Genomic DNA, 17,556 nt, shown 5'->3' with positions numbered 1-17,556 from the left:
TGGTCTGCTCGCACGGATGATCACGCCGTTCCTCGACCTCCCGGACAGCGACACCTACATCCTGCGTGACGCGCGGGTGCCGGCCTGCCTTGTTCAGGCGAGGGGAACCGAGGACCTGGTGCGGGTCGATCTGCTGGTGCAAGGCGGTCGGCTGGCGGCTCTTGGCGCAGGCCTCGAGAGACCCGGCGTGCCAGCCGTCGAACTGGACGGCGCCCTGGTCTGGCCGACCTTCCAGGACATCCACACCCATCTCGATAAGGGCCAGATCTGGCAGCGCGCGCCGAATCCGGACGGCACGTTCGCGCAGGCGCTGACGGCGACCGCGACCGACCGGGAGGCGCACTGGACGCGCGACGATATCGCGGTGCGCATGGAGTTCGCGCTGCGCTCGGCGTACGCGCACGGCACCTCGGCGATCCGCACCCATCTCGACAGCTTCGCGCCGCATCTCGACATCGTCTGGGCGCTGTTCCGCGAACTGCAGGCGCGCTGGCGCGGACGCATCGATCTGCAGGCGGCCTCGCTCTGTCTGCTGGGGCAGCTTGCCGGCGACGTCGGACGGGCAATCGCGCGCCAGGTGGCGGCGACCGAGGGCGGCATGCTCGGCGGCCTGGTGGTGCACGAGCCCGGTCTCGCGGACGCGCTCGACCGGCTGTTCGGCTTGGCGAGCGAGCACGGCCTCGATCTCGACCTGCATGTCGACGAGAACGGCGTCGAGACCGGCACCGGGCTCGAGCAGGTGGCGCGCGCGGCCCTCCGGCACCGGTATCGCGGTCGCGTGCTGTGCGGGCATTGCTGCAGCCTTGCGGTGCAGCCGGAGCCGCGCCGGCGAGAGACCATCGCGCTGGTCGCCGAGGCCGGGCTCGGCATCGTCAGCCTGCCGCTGTGCAACCTCTATTTGCAGGACCGCCAGCCGGGTGCCACGCCGCGCTGGCGCGGCATCACGCTGCTGCACGAACTCGCCGCCGCCGGCGTGCCGGTCATGCTGGCGAGCGACAACACGCGCGACCCGTTCTTCGCCTACGGCGATCTCGACATGCTGGAGGTGTTCAGCCAGTCGGTCCGCATCGGCCATCTGGATCACCCGTTCCTGGACTGGCCGCGCGCGATCACGACGCGGCCGGCCGAATGGATGGGGCGCCCGGCACCGTTGGCCATCGGCGGCCCGGCAGATCTCGTGGTGTTCGACGCACGCAGCCTCAACGAGCTGCTCTCGCGTCCGCAGGCGGACCGTCTGGTGATCCGAAGCGGGCGCCCCACCGCCACAACGCCGCCACGCTATCGCGAGCTGGACGGGCTGTTTCATTCTGGCTGCTGAACATAGAGCCCGACCGCCAGCATCGTGATGAAGAAGCGGAAGGCGGGCTCCTGGCCGTTCCAGCTTTGCGACTGCCACATCGCGAACCATTCGCCGCCGACCACGCTGAAGCCGGTGAACCAGACCAGGAAGCCGGCCAGCGTCGCATAATGCACGAGCCGGCTGGCACCTGCGAACATTTCGGATGTGGCCGCGCGGGAACGCAGCATCCGGACGCCGGCGACGGCGAACAACAGGCCGGTGGCAAATTCGCCAAGAATGATCGCGAGGTAGGCCGCGTGCCATTCGAGGGGCAGCCGGAGCGCGCGCCACCGCAAAGCACTGCCGGGGAACGTTGTGTCCATGTCGAGCACATGCTGCACGAACAGGAAGTTCGATCGGGTGTCGGTGACGTTGTTGAACGCGACCAGAAGCGCAAAGGCGGCGAGGCTGAACACCATGCCGATCTTGGCGGTGCGGGCGGAACGGTTCGGCGTCATTCGGACGCGTCTGCCGCCTTGATCAGCGCGTCCGCGTCGGTGGTGAAGCCGTAGCACTGCCGGACATTGTAGCGCGTCGCCTCCAGGCAGAAGGCGGGCGAAGTGGTGGCGGCGCAGTCATCGACCAGCAGGCAATCATAGCCGAGGCAGCCGGCATCCTGCAGCGTCGCCATCACGCACTGGTCGACATTGACGCCGGCGAACAGCAGCGTGTCGATGCGCAGGTTGCGCAGGATGCTGTCGAGCGGCGTGTCCCAGAAGCCCGACATGCGATACTTGGCGACATGCACGTCCTCAGGCGCGGGCTGCAACTCGTCGATGATGGCAGCACCCCAGCTGCCCGCTTCCAGCACGCCCGATCCGTCCTCCGCGAGCGGTGCGCCCAGCCCTGCCCCGTCGCCACACGGATCGTACACGTTGTGCAGCGACGGACTCAGGTTCAGCCGGTCGGGCCGGTTGCCCCAGTTCACCCACAGCACCGGCACCGACTGTGCCCGCAGCGCCGGCAGCAGGCGGCGCAGCGGCTTGACCGGTGCCCGCGTCAGCGTCACGTCGACTCCGATGCCGGCGAGCCAGCCGCCCGGGTGGCAGAAATCGTTCTGCATGTCGATCACGATCATCGCGCAGGCAGCAAGATCGATCCGCACCGGACGCGGCAGGGCAGCGACCAGGCGCGGCACCGGCGCGCGTCGCCGGCGCGCCATGTCGACCTGATCCGGAGAGACGTGCCAGGCATTATGCCCGACGCTGCCCAGGCGCTTCATGAGTGACGTTGCTTCATTCCTCGCACAGCACCGCGAGATCCTCGGCATCGAGATGCACGCGCTCGCCGCCGCGGATCAGTTCGGCAAAGCCCTCGTTCGGCGTCATCACCGTCAGCGTGTAGAGCTTCGCGTCGCCGGTATTCTCCACCACGTGCTCGGCACCCGGCTTGACCAGCAGCGCGTCGCCCTTGCGCAAGGGCACCTCGCTGCCGTCGCAGCGGGCGATGCCGGTGCCGCTCAGCACATAGAAGAACTCGTCGGCAGCGGCATGGGTGTTGGGCGGCGTACGGCCGCCCACGGTGAAGATCTCGACGACGCAGACCGCATTCGTCCCCCCGGCCGTCTTGTCCAGCAGCAGCGCGAAATAGTTGCTGTCGCCAGGCGCGATGCGGAACGCCTCGACCTCCGAGACGGGACGCCTGGTGACGGGGTGCTCGCTGAAGACGGGCATCATGGCGAAACCTCGCTGGAACTCGACGTGGTCGATGCAAATGCCGGGCCGAGCGGCAGCCGGAGCACGGAACTGGCGCCGGTCCGGAGGGTCAGCGTCACCACACGGAGCGATGCGAGGGAGGCATCCCACGGCCGCTCGCCGGACCCTGGATTGACCGCAAAGGCCGGGAAGCAGGCGGCGGCGACCGACAGCCGCAGCCGTTCGCCGGCCGCAAGCGTGATGCAGGTGGCGCGGAGCGGCAGACAACACGGCTCCCGGTTCGCATCGGGGCGGTCGAAGCTGCCATAGCCCTCCGCCAGCGCCCAGCTGGCGCCGCCGGTGGCGACCACCGACACGGTGGCATGCAGGTCGAAGGCGCCGTCGGCCGCGACGTCGAGCTCCAGCGCGAGCGCGCCGCACAGCAGGTGCTGCTGCGTGAACGCCTCGGTGGTGAAGGTCAGCACGTCGGCACGCGCGTCGGTGGCGTGGCGGTCGATCGGACCGGGCGGCTGGCCGAAGCGGCCGCCGCACGGCGCCGGCGGCCGCCACGGATCGTGCACCAGGTATTCCTCCGACGGCGCCCCCGGCTCCGCCTCGAGCCGGCCGTCGCGCATGTCGATCGCGGCGCGCCCGCTGGCTGTCGGCCACAGTGCCCTCGACGGGTCCGGGAGTGCCGGCATTTCGCGCCAGCACAGCGCGCCCATGTCGAACAGCCGGACGACAGTTTCCGGATCCGGGAGATCGTCGCCCTTGAGCCAGCGATCGAACCAGGCGACCTGCTGCTGGTCGATGTCGGTGATCGAGGCAGGCCCGAAATCGCGGTCGCCGATCCGGCGGTCCCACGGGAAATGCGCCCACGGCCCGACCACAAGGCGCAGCGGCAGCCGCTCGTGCAGCGCGCGCCAGGCGGCCAGCGTGCCGGGCAGATGGCTGTCGTACCAGCCGCCGATCAGGAACACCGCCGGGCGGTTGGCGACGATGGCGTCCACATGCGCCGCCGGCGAGATCGCGCGCCAGTCCGCATCGTCCTCCGGGCGGTCGGCCCAGCCAGCATAGTGCCCCCAATGGCCGAGCCGCTGCATGATGTCCGGCCGTCCGGGCCGCTCGCCGTGCAGCGGCAGGGCGCGGCTGGCAGCGAACAGCTCGGCCTGCGCCGCATCATCGCCGGCCCGGCGCGCGGTCTCCGCCATCAGTTGCATGGCCCAGCCCAGGTTGGCGCGCAGCGCGAACGCGCCGTTCTCGTACGCCCAGTCGGTGCGCAGGTCCCAGCCGATCATCGCCGGCGCCACCGCGCGCAGCGCCGGGCACGGCTCGCTGAGCGCCAGCAGCTGGTTGGTGCCCTGGAACGAGAAGCCGAACATGCCGACCCGGCCAGTGGCGTTCGGCAAGGCTGCCGCCCAGGCCACGCTGTCGGCGCCATCCTGCGCCTCGAACCGGAACAGCTCGAACGCGCCGCCGCTGTCGCCGCGACCGCGCGCATCCTGCAGCACGACGATGAAGCCGTGCGACGCGTACCAGGCCGGCGGCGCGTAGCACAACGAGGTGCCGATGCGGCGGCCGTACGCCTGGCGCATCAGCAGCACCGGGTAAGGACCGCCGTCCTCCGGCTCCCAGATGTCGGCGACCAGGGTGATGCCGTCGCGCGCGGTCATCAGATCCGTGCGCGGCGGCCGCACGGCAAGACGGCTCATGCTGCGGCGGCGCCAGGCCTTGCCGGCGCGCCGCGCAGCTTGCCCGGGTTGAGCAGCCCGAGCGGATCGAACCGTGCCTTGGCCGCCGCGAGGTCGGGTGAGGCAACGCGGTGGATGCCGCCATCCTCGACGGTGTACACGTGCGGGTTGGCGATCATCACCCCATCCGCCTCGTGCAGCCGGATGATCTCGTCGAGCCGCGCCTCGCTGGTGTAGCGCAGCACCGGCAGCGCCGAGCAGGTCATGCGCCCGGCCGCACTGCCAGACGGCATGAATTCGAGATGCATCATCAGCTCGTCGCCGAACCGGGCACGGATGCGCTCGATCCGCTCCAGCAGCCGGTCCGGCTGATACAGGCATTGCAGGTAGGTGAAGCCGCGGTCGCGCTTGAGCACCTGCAGCGTGGTGTGGTTCCAGGTCAGCTCGTACAGCGGCGTGCGGGCCGGATCGTCCTCCGCCTCGGCGAGATCGCCCTCGTGGCGCAACGTGCCGCCGAACTGCTGCGCGAGGGCGCGTGCCGGCGGCATCCCGCCCGGCGCCACCAGCGTGATGGCAAGCGAATGGTCCTGCGGCACGGTCTCGCGCAGCGGCGCGAAGAACGGCGTCAGCGGCGCGTCGGTGACGGTGACCAGCTTCGTCTCGATGCCGGCCTGGGCTGCCAGCGCCAGCCCGAAGCCGGCGGCGGTGGGGAACTCCGGAAAACTCCAGGCCGCCTCGCGCCAGCGCACGGCCGGCTGCACCGGGATCTCGAGCTCGGTGACGACGGCGGTGGTGCCGTAGGCGTGGTTGATCGCATCGGTCTCGTCCCCGGCCAGCTCGATCGCCCGCGGCGGGTCCTGCAGCGTCACCACCCGCACTGCCAGCAGGTTGCCGCGGTCGCGCAGCCCGCCCCAGGTGACCGAGCCGATGCCGCCGGAGCCGCCGCAGACGAAGCCGCCGATCGAGGCGGTGCGCTTGGTCGAGGGATACAGGCGGATCTCCTGGCCCTGGGCGCGCAGCGCGCGGTCCAGCGCCAGCAGGTTCATGCCGGCCTGCACCCGGGCGACGCCGCCCTGCACCCAGAGCAGGCGGTCGAAACTTGCCATGTCGAGTACCGCGCCGCCCTGCAGCGGCACCGCCTGGCCGTAATTGCCGGTGCCGCCGCCGCGCGCGGTGAGCGGCACGCCGTGCAACCGGGCCAACGCCGCCACATGCAGCAGCTCGGCCTCGTCGCGCGGCTGCACCACGAGGTCGGCCACCAGCCCGTCGAGCTGCCGCTTCAGCACCGGGCTGTACCAGAAGAAGTCGCGGCTCTTGCGACGTACCAGCACCGGGTCGGTGTGCGCCGGCACCCCGCCCAGCGCCGCCAGGAAGGCGTCGATGTTGCCCCCGGTCCTGGTGCAGGCACTCTCGGTCATGGTGCGCCCTCTCCTGCATCGATCGCGTCGTCCGGACGCAGCCGCCGGAGGTCGTAGGCGGCCATCTCGCCGACCAGGCGCAGGAAGTGCCCGACCTGGTGTTCGGCGACCAGGCGTCCTTTCTCGGCGGTGGCCGCCAGCGCGTTGCCGCAAGCGCCTGCAACGTGCAGGTCCTGGGTGAGCCAACCGAAGCCGATCCGGCCCTCCGCTTCCAGCACCGCGCCCTCGGTCGCGAGGTCCATCGCCGCCGAACGGAAATCCTGCGCGCGGTCCATGCGCACCAGGTCCGGGCGCAGATGCAGCATCAGCGACGTCTCGATCTCGCCGCCATGGATGCCGAACCGGCGCTCCCCGGCGCTGAACAATCCATCCGGCATGCCGAGCGCGCCCCAGCTCGCATTGACCACGAACAGCGCGTGCGTCCGGCGCAGCGTACGGGCGACGATGTCGAGCACCTGCGGCTGGCCGCCATGCGAGTTCAGCAGCAGCAGCCGGCGCACCCCGGCCCGGGCGACGCTCTCGCCCAGCTCGACCAGCACGCGGGTCAGGGTCTCGGCTGAGAGAAGCAGGGTGCCCGGGTAGGCGATGTGCTCCTCGCTCTTGCCGACGCTCTGGATCGGCAGGGCGGTGACCGGCAGGTCGTCCGGCGCTGCCGCCAGTGCCCGGGCCAGCAGCGCGGCATTGATGCAGCTATCGACAGTGACCGGCAGATGCGGCCCGTGCTGCTCGATGGCGCCGACCGGCAGCACCGCCACGGTGTCGGCCGGCAGCCGCCGGAACTCCGGCCAGCTCATCTCCTGCCAAAGCCGTGCAGGCAGGCGTTTTGCGACTCCTTGGGCCGTCACAGCGTCACATCCATCGCGCTGTCGAACTCCGTCGTGAAGGCCGAGCGCCAGTCGAGCGAGGCCGGTATCAGCCCGGTGACGATGTCGCGGTCCCGGATGCGCTGCCAGGCCGCCGGATCGAAGCGGCCGATATACTGGCCGGGGGCGGCGACCGCCTGCAGCCGGCGCAGCTCGGCGAACGACCAGTCGATCTGGTCGGCGGTCATCTGCGGGTTCGCCGCCATGATGGCGCGGCGGGCCGGCGCGGCATCGCCGGTCAGCACGTCCTTCCAGCCGGTCATGCTGGCGTGCAGGAAGGCCGCCAGCGCCGCGCCGCGTGCCGCGAGCGTGGCCCGCGTGGTGACCAGCATGTTGCCGAACCCGGGATAGCCGGCGTCGGCGAGCAGGAAGAAACGATAGGGCACATGCCGCTGCTGCACCGCATACGGCTCCGAGGTCGCAAACGCCTGCATCGCCAGCCGCGGATTGAACAGGAACGGCTGGATGTTGAAGGTGTACGGCGCCGCCTGGTCGTCGGTGAACCCGTAGCGGGCCCGCAGCCAGGGCCAGTAGGTGATGCGCCCCTCCGGGCTGATCAGGATCGGGTGTCCGCGCAGCTGCGCGAGGTCGGTGATGTCCGGATGCGCGAGCAGGCCGCCGATGCCCTTCTGGAAGGTGGTCGCGACGGCGACCAGGGGCAGCCCGTGCGCGATCCCATCCAGCACCTGCTCGGGCTGTGCGAGTGCGACGTCGCATTGCCCGGCCAGCAGCAGCTGCACCGTATTCACCTGCGCGCCGCCCATGCCGATGACGGCGTCAATACCGGCCTTGTCGTACAGCCCCAGCGCCTGCGCCTGGTAGAAGCCGCCATGCTCGGCCTGGGCGAACCAGTTGGTGAGCAGCCGCAGCGGCTTGCCGCGGTCGGCCGCGCGACACCAGGGCACCGGCGAGGCAAGCGTCGTGGCGGCCGCAAGCAGGGAGCGCCTGCCGAGAGTGATCCCGTTCATGCCAACAGGCACCTTCCCATTCCTACCAGACGACCGGATGCGTCGCTCCGGTCTGCACATTGACGAAGCCTTCGGGCGCTCGTGAGTGCGGCGCCACCAGCACCCAGCGCCACGGCGCGCAGGTCAGCGTGGCAAAGATCAGTCGTTCCGGGAAGCCGGGCGGCCAATTGTCCTGGAACGTCGGCTCGTACATCCAGTCGATGCCGTCCGCGGCCCTGTACAGCGCCTGCATTTCCGCATCCAGCGCCTCGGCGGGGCGGGCGGTCATCAGGCCGCCGATCTCGAAGGTGACGCTGGCCACCAGCCGGCCGCCACGCACCAGCGCCCAGCCACCCTGCTGCACCGCGATCTGGTTGACCACCTGCGCCATCGCCGCGTCGGACGATCCGACCACCCAGATATTGTGCGCATCATGCGCGACCGAGCAGCCCAAGGCGGTGTCCGGATCACGCGGGCCGCAGCCACGCCAGAACATCCGCGACACCTGGCCCTGGCCCGAGAACCGGTCGACCAGCGCGAACTTGGTGATGTTGCGCGCCTCGTCACGCTGCACCTCGCCGTTCGCGACAGCGAGCGTCTCGGTCAGGAAATCGTCGGCCCAATGGAACGGACGCAGCACGGCCGCCTGCATCGTCTCGCGACCCGGCTCGGCCCTGATCGCGAAATCCGCAGTCTGCAGCGTGCGACCGATATGGATCGTCTGCCGGGCCCAACCCGGCCAGTCGATCGACGGGGTCGCGCCGACATACTGCTTGCCGCGCGAGACCTGCGCGCCGTCGGCCCAGACTTCCGCGATATCGACGCGGGCCAGATCGGACAGCAGGACGACGTCCGCATACCGTCCGGGCGAGAGGCTGCCGACCCAGGGCGTCAGCCGCATGTGCCGCGCCGGATTGATCGTCACGCACTGGATCGCGATCTCGGGCGGCAGGCCGGCGGCGATCGCCACGCGCACATTATGGTCGCTGGCGCCGTCCCGCAGCGTATCCGTCGCCGACCGGTCGTCGGTGGTGAGCGCGACTTGCGAAAAATCGGTGAGACCCGCTGCCAGCAACGCCGGGATCACCGTGCCCATCGCCCTCGGGCGCAGCTCGACGAAGATGCCGGCGGCGAGCTTCTCCAGCACCTCCTGGACGGTCGCGACCTCGTGATCGGAGGCGAGGCCGGCGGCCGCGAACGCGTTGATCACCGACCGGTCGCGCAACCCCGCGCCGTGCCCCTCGACCACGCCGCGCTGCTCGAAGGTTGCCCGGATCATGCCCCAGAGCCGCCCGTAGGACGGATTGTCCGGGTTCCAGACCGACGGCCAGTCCATCACCTCGTCGAGACCGGCGACCATCAGGCTGTCGCGGAGGAAACCCGACTGCTCGGCATAGCCGAAATGGCCGCCGCTCTTCTCGTATGCCGTGGGCGGCACCGCCGATCCCGGCAGCGGGAAGATCTTGAGCGGCGAGCCCTGCCGCCGCGCCTGCAGCCAGAAATCGAGGTTGTTCGGACCATCGACGTTGGACATTTCGTGGCTGGCCTCGCACGTCCATGTATTGCCGCGCGGCAGCACCAGCGCCGCCTCGTGCTCCGGCGTCAGATGCGTGCTCTCGATATGCTTGTGCACCTCGCCGAAGCCCGGGACCGCCGACAGGTCGGGGCGCTCATGCCGAGCCCGCACCTCGCAGGGATAGTAGCCGGCCGGGCCGACCCAGGCGATGCGTCGGCCCTTGATGACGATGTCCTGGTCGAGCAGCCAGCGGCGCGTATGCACATCGAGCAGCCGGCCGACCCGCAGCGCCACATCGGCAGGGCGCTTGCCGAGTGCCGTCAGCACGAGATCCTGTCGGATGCGGACCTCGTCGGCGGCGTCGATGATCAGGTCACCGATAATCAGGTCATTGGGCAGCATCTACGCTCACCTGCCGGCTGCAACGCGGGTCGAGCAGCGATCCGCTCCGGCGCGGATCTTGCACGAACCGGGCCAGCACAGGCCGGCGAATGCGGAGTTGATGGATTGACCAAGGTTATGCGACCTCGGGCACGCGGCGCCGCATTGAGTTTCGGGATTTCCGCCAGCGGCAGCACGATCTCCCGTGAGGTCATCGCGGGGTTCACCACCTTCGGCGCGATGAGCTACATCGTCGTCGTCAACCCTGCGATCCTGTCGGCAACCGGCGCCAACGTGCATGACCTGATCACGGTCACCGCCCTCGCTGCGATGGTCGGCACCCTCATCATGGCGCTGTTCGCGCGGCTGCCGATCGCGCTCGCGCCCGGCATGGGCTCGAACATCGTGTTCGCGCAGGTCGTCGTGGTGCGCATGGGACTGTCCTACGGCACCGCGCTCACGATGGTGCTGATCGGCGCGCTGATCTTCGTCTGCCTGTCGCTGACGCGGTTCCGCGACCGGCTCGTGCAGGGCTTTCCCGAAGCCATCCGGTTGGGACTGCAATGTGGTATCGGCCTGTTCATCGCCTATCTCGGGCTAAAGAATGGCGGCATCGTCATGCATGACGCCCATGGCGGCGTCTCGTTCGCCAGCCTGCGGCACCCCGCGATCCTGGTCGTGTTCCTGGGCATGCTGTTCACCCCTGTATTGCTGGCGCTGCGCATTCCTGGCGCGCTGCTGCTGTCGATCGTGGCGGTCAGCATCATTGGCCTGTTCGTGCCCGCGGGCGCCGGCCGGATGATGACGCCTTACCCGACCCATATCGTCAGCCTGCCCAGCATCCCGCGCAGCCTGCTGTTCGCCTTCGACGTCCGCCAGTTCACGTCGCACGTCTTCCTGGTCCTGCCGATCACGCTGTATTTCTTCCTGTCGGATTTCTTCTCGGCCACCGCGACCCTGATCGGCGTGACCCGGCGCGGCGGCATGATGGATGCCGACGGACGCATCCCGAACGCGCGCCGCGCCTATCTCGCGGATGGCATCGCCTCCGTCATCGGCGCGATGCTCGGCAGCCCGACGGTCGTCGCCTACGTCGAGTCCGCGGCCGGAGTGGAGAGCGGCGGCCGCACCGGACTCACAGCCGTGGTGGTGGCCGCCTTGTTCGGCGCCAGCCTGTTCTTCTGGCCGTTGATCGCGATCGTTCCGGCCCAGGCGACGGCACCCGCCCTGGTGATCGTCGGCGTGCTGATGATGGAGGGCATCCGTGACCTCGGGCGCGAGCGTCCGGAGGATGCGATCGCCACGATCCTGATCCTGCTCGTCACGGTGACCACGACCGACCTGATGATGGGTCTGTCCACCGGCTGCCTGGCCTATACCCTGATCGTCCTGGCGACACGCGCCTGGGACCGGATCACGCCGATGCTGCTCTGCATCGATATCATCCTGATCGGCTATGTCGTCCTGGTCACCGAGACGTTTCGAAGCGGATGATGCTGCCCGGATACACTGCGCCGGTGCTGCCGTCGGTGATGCCAAGGTCGGTGACATGCGGACCCGGATTGCACGCGAGGCTGGCGCCGGTGCAGGCCCGGAATACCAGCGGCGGCGGCCCCCAGTCGGCGATTTGCATCGCGCTCTCTCGCACGCAGGCGAAGGCGGCTGCCACCTGCTCCGCCGGCGCCTCCGAGAGCAGGCCACAGACTTCCAGCTCCACCACCGCGAGCAGCCGTCCGCCCGCCGCGACCGCCATGCCGCCGCCGCAGGCGATGAGCACGTTGGCGGCGAGCGCCATGTCGTTTGCGTCGCGGCCGAACACCGTCAGGTTGTGGCTGTCATGCGAGATCGTGGTCGCGAGCGCCCCGGTCCAATGGCCCCAGTTACCGAGCACGCCAAGCACCGGTGTCGCGGCCGCCCGCCCATGCCGGTGCGACACCGCCATGAGGGTGAGGTCGTCCGGCAGCACGACGACCCCATCGGCAACGGCTGCCTCCCGCTCCGCCCAGCGGGTGAAACGCGGCTGATCCACCACGCGTAGCCACGCCCTGCCCGATGCAGCCGGAGCCCGAATGCAAAAATCACCGGCGCTGAGGGATGACATCCGCATCGTGCCCGTGGGCGCGGTTGCGGTGTCCGGCCGCAGCGCCTCGGTTAGCCGGCCGGCCGCCGCCACAAGCCGGCCGGATGCGATCACCTGATCGACACGCATCGCCTCCAGGTCCGACAGCACCACCAGGTCGGCGCGCCGGCCCGGTGCCACCAGCCCCAGGTCGCGCCGCCCCAGACGCATGGCGGCATTCAGCGTGGCGGCCCGCAACGCCTGCACCGGATCGAGCCCGTAGCGCACCAGGCGGCGCAGCAGGTCGACCATGCCGCCTTTTTCCACCAGATCGTCGGGCAGGATGTCGTCGGTGCACAAAGTGAGGGTCTGCGGAATGACCGGCAGCCGGTTCAGCGCCGCCACCGCGCCGGGCAGCACGTCGTCGTGCGAGCCGCGCAGCTCGACGGTGTAGCCGGCCTGCAGCTTGGCCAGCAGGTCCTCGCCCGAGGTGATCTCATGGTCGCTCTGGATGCCGGCCGCGGCAAAGGCCACGAGCTCGGCGCCCTCGAGGCCGCGAGCGTGCCCGCACACCAGCTTGCCGCTCGCCAGCCCGGCATCGAGGATGCCGCGCATGCGCCGGCTGCGGCCGAGCACGCCGCGCATGTCCATCACCTCGGCGACGCCCGCCACCTCCGGCCAGGACAGCATGGCGCGCATCTCGTCCTCGAGAAATGCCGCCCCCGCTCGTTCCAGTCCCGGCGCAGACGGCACCGAGGACGGCCCCAGCACCAGGATCCGCAGCGGCAGCGCGCGCGAGGCCTCCAAGGCCCAGCGGACGCCCGCCAGCCCGGCGACGTTGCCGACCTCGTGCGGATCCCAGCAGATCGTCGTGGTGCCTTGCGGCACGACCACCTCCGCATAGCCGCGCGGCGTCACCATCGAGCTCTCGACATGCAGGTGGGTGTCGATCAGGCCGGGGGCGACCAGCGCGCCGCGCAGCGCGCTCGTGGTCTGCGCGTCGGAGCGCGTGCCTGGGGGATGGACGCTGGCGATCAACGGTCCGACCAGGCCGACATCGGCGGCACGCACCGTGCAGGTCGCGACATCGACGACCCGGCCGCCGGTCAGCAGGATATCGAACGGTGCGTGTCCGAGGGCGGCGGCCACCGCGCGGTCACGCAGCGTCGCATCGTCGAGGTCGTGCTTCTCCTGGGCAGGCGCGTCGGAATGGACCATGGGTGGGACTCCGATGCGGCGCCGCGGTCGGCGATCCGGCGCACTGCAATGGCGCCCCCTTGCGAAAACTGCGCCACGCCATCCCCAGCGTCGGCAAGAGCCGCAGGCCATTCTCGATCAACAGACCGATGATTCGCCCTTGGGCTACGGTGCCCGGTCAATCCGGCTCGAGTAACAGCCCCGCTTGGCATTGTGGACGTGGATGTAACTCGTGGCAGCGTTGGCAAACATACGGTCGATCAACGCCTCGACCGCGACGCCATCTACAACGTCAGCATCGATCATCATACCAAGGACATCGTACGCCCGCAGCGATAGTAACCGAATTCGCATAACGTCTGGGACCTCGCCCACCGCGTCATAAGTGTTGAACGCTCCCTCTCGGACGAAGATGGCGTGGGTGGCACGGTAGGGCGTATCGGCGGGTTGGCAGGTGTGGTTGAGCAGCAGCAATGTCTCGCCCGGCTCGGCATCGCGCATTTCGATCCGGTCGGGAAAACCCGGCCTCTTGTCGGCCGTGCAACGCGTCACGCCGTGCTTGGCTAACGCGACGTCGGGTAGGCCGAACAGATGTTGGAACGGCTGCGATGACAGGCCGGAGATGCGGAAGGTCATGGGGTTCTCCTGCGCTGGTGTCTGACTGGAGCAGCCCGGTGTGAGATCGGCATCCCGTTTCTTGCTGTCGAATTCGAATCCCGGCCATGAAGCCTCGGGTCCGTGCGGTGCGGCCTTCGGATCAGCAGGGCCTGTGCCCCGATGCCCGCGGCAACCGCCAGGCCGAGCAGCCGATCGCGCGTCATCGCTCCAAACCGGCAGCGGCGCGCGCTGCGATGAACATCAGGCCCGGCGCGGCCACACCGAGGATTGCAGCAGCACCGCGATCAGGATGATGACGCCCTTCACCACCTCCTGGTGATAGCCCGGCACATTCAGCAGGTTCATGATGTTGCCGATCACGCCGAGTGTCAGCACGCCGATCAGCGTGTTGAGCGCGGTGCCGCGGCCGCCCATCAGGCTGGCGCCGCCGATCACCACGGCCGCGATCACATCGAGTTCCGTGCCGATGCCCACCACCGGGGAGCCGACGCCGGAACGGGCGGTGATGATGATCCCCGCCAGCGCCGACAGCACGCCGGAGATGACATAGACCGAGAACACCCGCGGCGTGACCCTGACGCCGGACAGACGCACCGCCTCGCTGTTGGACCCGATCGCCACGATCAGCCGCCCGTAGGCGGTCAGGCGCAACACGAAGGCGGTGGCGCCGAACACCAGCAGCATCAGCAGCACCGGCAGGGGAATGCCGAGGAGGCTGCCGCGGTTGAAGCCGTCGCCGAGCCAGGCGCCGTTGTCGCTCATGAAGATCGGCCGTCCTTCCGACACGATCAGCGCGATGCCGCGCGCGATCGTCATGCCGGCGAGGGTGACGACGAAGGACGGCATCCGGCGCACCGCCACGAAATAGCCGGAGATGACGCCGATCGCGCCACCGGCCGCGAGGCTGAGCGGCACCGCTTCCCACAGCGACATCGAGGTCAGCAGCGAGGCGCAGGTGATGCTGCCGAGGGCGGCCACCGAGCCCACCGACAGGTCGATCCCGCCGGTCAGGATCACCAGCAGCATGCCCATCGAGATCACGCCGGTGCTGGCCACCTGGCGCAGCACGTTCTCGATGTTGCGGCTGCTCAGGAAGCTGGTCGAGATGAAGCTTGCGACCAGGACCAGCACCACGAAGATCGCAATGGTGCTGTAGCTGGCCGCGAACGAGCGCAGGTCGATACGGCGCTTGCGGCTGGCACTGCTGGCCGCCTCGGCAATCCGGGTCGTGGCCATTCAGGCCTCCCTGGACACGGGTTGGGCGGGATCGGCGCCGACATGCGCGGCGCTGCGCAGTGCCAGCTGCATGATGCGCGCCTCGGTGCAGTCCTCGTGCGACAAGGCGCCGCTGATGCGGCCGCCGCTCATCACCAGCACCCGGTCGGTGGCGCCGATCACCTCGAGCAGGTCCGACGAGATGACGATCACGCCGAGGCCGCTCGCCGCCATGGTCTCGATCAGCTGGTAGATCTCGGCCCGCGCCCCGACATCGACGCCGCGTGTCGGTTCATCCAGAATGATGATCCTGCAGCCGGCATCGAGCCATTTCGCCAGCACCACCTTCTGCTGGTTGCCGCCGGACAGGCTGCTCGCCGGCAGGTCGAGATCGCCGGCGCGGATCGTGGTCCGGCGCGCGACATCCTCGGCGGCGCGCCGTTCGGCGCTGCCGCGGAGCAGCCCGAGCCTGCTGGTGTACCGGGCCAGGGTGGTGAAGGTCATGTTCTGTCGGATCGGCAGGGCCAGCACCAGACCCTGGCCCTTGCGATCTTCCGGCACCAGCCCGATGCCCGCCGCCACACCCTGCCGCGGGTTGCGAATGCTGACACGCTTGCCGGCGACGCTGACCGTGCCGCTGTCCGGGCGATCGGCGCCGAAGATCGCGCGCGCGAGTTCGGTGCGGCCGCTGCCGATCAGGCCGGCGATGCCCAGCACCTCGCCGGCATACAGGGTGAAGGAGACGTCCTTGACCAGTCCGGAGGCGCACAATTTCTCGACACGAAGCAGCGCCTCGCCCGTCCGGCGCGCAACCTTGGGAAACAGCTGGGAGGCTTCGCGGCCGACCATGAGCGAGATCAGCCGGCGCTCGTTCATCTCGTGGGCGGGATAGGTGCCGACGGTGCGGCCGTCCTTGAGCACGGTGATCTGGTCGGCGATCCGGAAGATCTCGTCGAGGCGGTGCGAGATATAGACCACGCTGACCCCGCGCCGCGACAGCCCCTTCACCACGTCGAGCAGCCGCTCCACCTCCGGCGGTGCGAGCACCGCGGTCGGTTCGTCGAGGATCAGGATACGCACCTGCCGGGACATCGCCTTGGCGATCTCCACCGCCTGCTGGAAGGCGAGCGGCAGGCTGGACACCATGGCGCCCGGATCGATGGCGAAGCCGAGATCGTCAAGCAGCGCCTTCGCCCGCGCGCGCAGGGCACGCGGGTTCACCAGGCCGGGCAGCTCTCCCAGGAAGATGTTCTCGGCGACCGTCAGGTCCGACGCCAGCGCCAGCTCTTGATAGATGATACCGATGCCGAGCGCGCGCGAGACATGCGGCGAGGTGATCGCGACCCGTTCGCCGCCGATGCGGATCTCGCCGCCGGTCGCCTGATGCGCGCCGGCCAGGATCTTCATCAGCGTCGACTTGCCGGCTCCGTTCTCGCCAAGCAGCGCGTGCACCTCGCCCGGCCTGGCATAAAACGACACCTCGTCCAGGGCGCGGACGCCACCGAACAGCTTGGAGATCCCGGTCATCTCGACGCCCACGCCAGAAGCGGGGGCGGGGGCACCGGCCGCATCGGCAACAACCAGGAGCTGCTCGGTCGACATCCCGGCGCCCCGCGTCAGAACAGCGCGTCGGGCTTGTAGTACGCCGCGGCGTTGGCCTTGGTGATGGCGACCGGCGGCGTATAGGTGATCTTCGGATAGCCGGCGGGCACCTGCTTGTCGGCGGCCTTCACCGCGAGGTCGGCCGCCATCTTGCCGATCACGGCTGGATCGTTCAGTCCGGTGGCGCCGTACTTGCCGTCCTCGATCAGCTTCACGGCCTCCTTCTGGCCGTCGGCGGCGGCGAAGATGAGGATATTCTTGTCGGCCTTGCCGGCATCCTGGATCGCGCGCATGGCCCCGAGCGCCATGCTGTCGTTCTCGGCCAGCACGGCATTGATGTCGGGATGCGCGGTCAGCAGATCCTCCATCGCCTTCACGCCGCCCTCCTGGGTCCAGCCGCCCCAGCCCTGTCCGACAACGGTGAAGCCGGCATGGCCGATCTGGCGCAGCTGCGCCTCGAGGATGCCCTCCATGACGCCATCGCGACGCGCCTCGCCGACCACGTTGCCCTGGTCGCCGCTGAGCAGCGCGATATGCAGCGCCTCGCCCTTGACGTGGCCGACCAGCCAGTCGCCGATCAGGCGGCCGTTCTCGGCATTGCTGGACTGGATCGTGGTCAGCACCGGCGCCGACGGATCGATCGAGCTGTCGACGATGATCACCGGAACATGCGCGCCGGCGGCCTCCTTGGTGACCCCGACCAGGCCCTTGGCATCCTTGGGATCCATCACCAGCACGTCGATGTTCTGCGACAGCATGTCCTCGACGCCGGAGATCTGCTTGAGCATGTCGCCGTTGGCATCCGCGGTGATCACCTGCGCGCCGAGCAGCTTGGCCTCTTTCAGCACCGCGGCCTGCAGCGCCGCGTAGTAGGGCGCATCCTGGGTGAGCATGGACAGGCCGAGCTTGATCGTCCTGGCCTGCGCGGGTGCGGCCTGGACCGCAACAGCCACGCCGCCGACGAGGGCGGCGGCCGCGAGCATCGTCTTCATGGACCCTGTTCTCCCTGAGGCACGGCCGGAAACAGCTTCCGTAGCTTCGCCCCCTTATAAGGGAGCAATACAACATCTTGCCGA

The 17,556-nt window shown here is 69.4% G+C and carries 15 protein-coding genes; 2 read left to right on the top strand and 13 right to left on the bottom strand.

Going from position 1 to position 17,556, the window contains the following annotated elements; translation table 11 throughout:
- Positions 1–16: 16 nt before the first annotated feature.
- Positions 17–1,318, top strand: a complete 1,302-nt coding sequence (locus tag ACQY4O_RS00700) for a cytosine deaminase (protein ID WP_428374340.1) — start codon at positions 17–19, stop codon at positions 1,316–1,318.
- On the opposite strand, the gene ACQY4O_RS00695 is transcribed toward ACQY4O_RS00700, so the two are convergent.
- Genes ACQY4O_RS00695 through ACQY4O_RS00660 form a run of 8 tightly spaced genes read right to left on the bottom strand, consistent with a single transcriptional unit; the run spans position 1,303 to position 9,810 of the window.
- The gene (locus ACQY4O_RS00695; protein ID WP_428374339.1) at positions 1,303–1,797 is read right to left on the bottom strand and encodes a DUF2165 family protein; all 495 of its coding nucleotides are present in this window, start codon (positions 1,795–1,797) and stop codon (positions 1,303–1,305) included. The genes ACQY4O_RS00700 and ACQY4O_RS00695 overlap by 16 nt on opposite strands.
- Positions 1,794–2,561, bottom strand: a complete 768-nt coding sequence (locus ACQY4O_RS00690; protein WP_428374338.1) for a cysteine hydrolase family protein — start codon at positions 2,559–2,561, stop codon at positions 1,794–1,796. The genes ACQY4O_RS00695 and ACQY4O_RS00690 overlap by 4 nt, the downstream gene beginning before the upstream one ends.
- A 13-nt stretch (positions 2,562–2,574) precedes the next feature.
- Positions 2,575–3,015: a cupin domain-containing protein gene (locus ACQY4O_RS00685; RefSeq protein ID WP_428374337.1), complete on the bottom strand. Its 441-nt coding sequence runs from the start codon at positions 3,013–3,015 to the stop codon at positions 2,575–2,577.
- Positions 3,012–4,685: a CocE/NonD family hydrolase gene (locus ACQY4O_RS00680; protein WP_428374336.1), complete on the bottom strand. Its 1,674-nt coding sequence runs from the start codon at positions 4,683–4,685 to the stop codon at positions 3,012–3,014. Before ACQY4O_RS00680 ends, ACQY4O_RS00685 begins: the two co-directional genes overlap by 4 nt.
- Positions 4,682–6,082 carry an FAD-binding oxidoreductase gene (locus ACQY4O_RS00675; protein WP_428374335.1) on the bottom strand — a complete coding sequence of 467 codons (1,401 nt, stop codon included), beginning with the start codon at positions 6,080–6,082 and terminating at the stop codon, positions 4,682–4,684. Before ACQY4O_RS00675 ends, ACQY4O_RS00680 begins: the two co-directional genes overlap by 4 nt.
- Positions 6,079–6,876 (bottom strand): creatininase family protein, encoded by a 798-nt coding sequence (locus ACQY4O_RS00670; protein ID WP_428374334.1) that lies wholly within the window; start codon positions 6,874–6,876, stop codon positions 6,079–6,081. The genes ACQY4O_RS00675 and ACQY4O_RS00670 overlap by 4 nt, the downstream gene beginning before the upstream one ends.
- A gap of 47 nt (positions 6,877–6,923) precedes the next feature.
- A complete protein-coding gene (locus ACQY4O_RS00665) occupies positions 6,924–7,913 on the bottom strand; it encodes an ABC transporter substrate-binding protein (RefSeq protein ID WP_428374333.1) in 990 nt (329 codons plus the stop codon).
- A gap of 22 nt (positions 7,914–7,935) precedes the next feature.
- The gene (locus ACQY4O_RS00660; protein WP_428374332.1) at positions 7,936–9,810 is read right to left on the bottom strand and encodes an adenine deaminase; all 1,875 of its coding nucleotides are present in this window, start codon (positions 9,808–9,810) and stop codon (positions 7,936–7,938) included.
- Between the two features lie 117 nt (positions 9,811–9,927).
- Here ACQY4O_RS00660 and ACQY4O_RS00655 point away from each other — a divergent pair, with 117 nt between their 5' ends.
- On the top strand, positions 9,928–11,283 hold the full coding sequence (locus tag ACQY4O_RS00655) for an NCS2 family permease (RefSeq protein WP_428374331.1): 1,356 nt from the start codon (positions 9,928–9,930) through the stop codon (positions 11,281–11,283).
- Here the strand turns inward: ACQY4O_RS00655 and ACQY4O_RS00650 are convergent.
- The 5 genes from ACQY4O_RS00650 to ACQY4O_RS00630 all read right to left on the bottom strand — a co-directional run bounded on the left by ACQY4O_RS00650 (position 11,258) and on the right by ACQY4O_RS00630 (position 17,472).
- On the bottom strand, positions 11,258–13,066 hold the full coding sequence (locus tag ACQY4O_RS00650) for an adenine deaminase (protein WP_428374330.1): 1,809 nt from the start codon (positions 13,064–13,066) through the stop codon (positions 11,258–11,260). The genes ACQY4O_RS00655 and ACQY4O_RS00650 overlap by 26 nt on opposite strands.
- Positions 13,067–13,210: 144 nt before the next feature.
- A complete protein-coding gene (locus tag ACQY4O_RS00645) occupies positions 13,211–13,681 on the bottom strand; it encodes a DUF1203 domain-containing protein (RefSeq protein ID WP_428374329.1) in 471 nt (156 codons plus the stop codon).
- A gap of 222 nt (positions 13,682–13,903) precedes the next feature.
- The gene (locus tag ACQY4O_RS00640) at positions 13,904–14,899 is read right to left on the bottom strand and encodes an ABC transporter permease (RefSeq protein ID WP_428374328.1); all 996 of its coding nucleotides are present in this window, start codon (positions 14,897–14,899) and stop codon (positions 13,904–13,906) included.
- Complete coding sequence (locus ACQY4O_RS00635) at positions 14,900–16,480, bottom strand: sugar ABC transporter ATP-binding protein (RefSeq protein WP_428374327.1); 1,581 nt, start codon at positions 16,478–16,480, stop codon at positions 14,900–14,902. It abuts the gene before it with no gap.
- A 14-nt stretch (positions 16,481–16,494) separates the two neighbouring features.
- On the bottom strand, positions 16,495–17,472 hold the full coding sequence (locus ACQY4O_RS00630) for a substrate-binding domain-containing protein (protein ID WP_428374326.1): 978 nt from the start codon (positions 17,470–17,472) through the stop codon (positions 16,495–16,497).
- Positions 17,473–17,556: the final 84 nt, after the last annotated feature.

This window comes from Lichenicoccus sp. (assembly GCF_965277665.1).
Taxonomy (GTDB): Bacteria; Pseudomonadota; Alphaproteobacteria; order Acetobacterales; family Acetobacteraceae; genus Lichenicoccus.
Note: the sequence above shows the minus strand (reverse complement) of the source record. Positions and strands in the feature narration are given on the sequence as shown.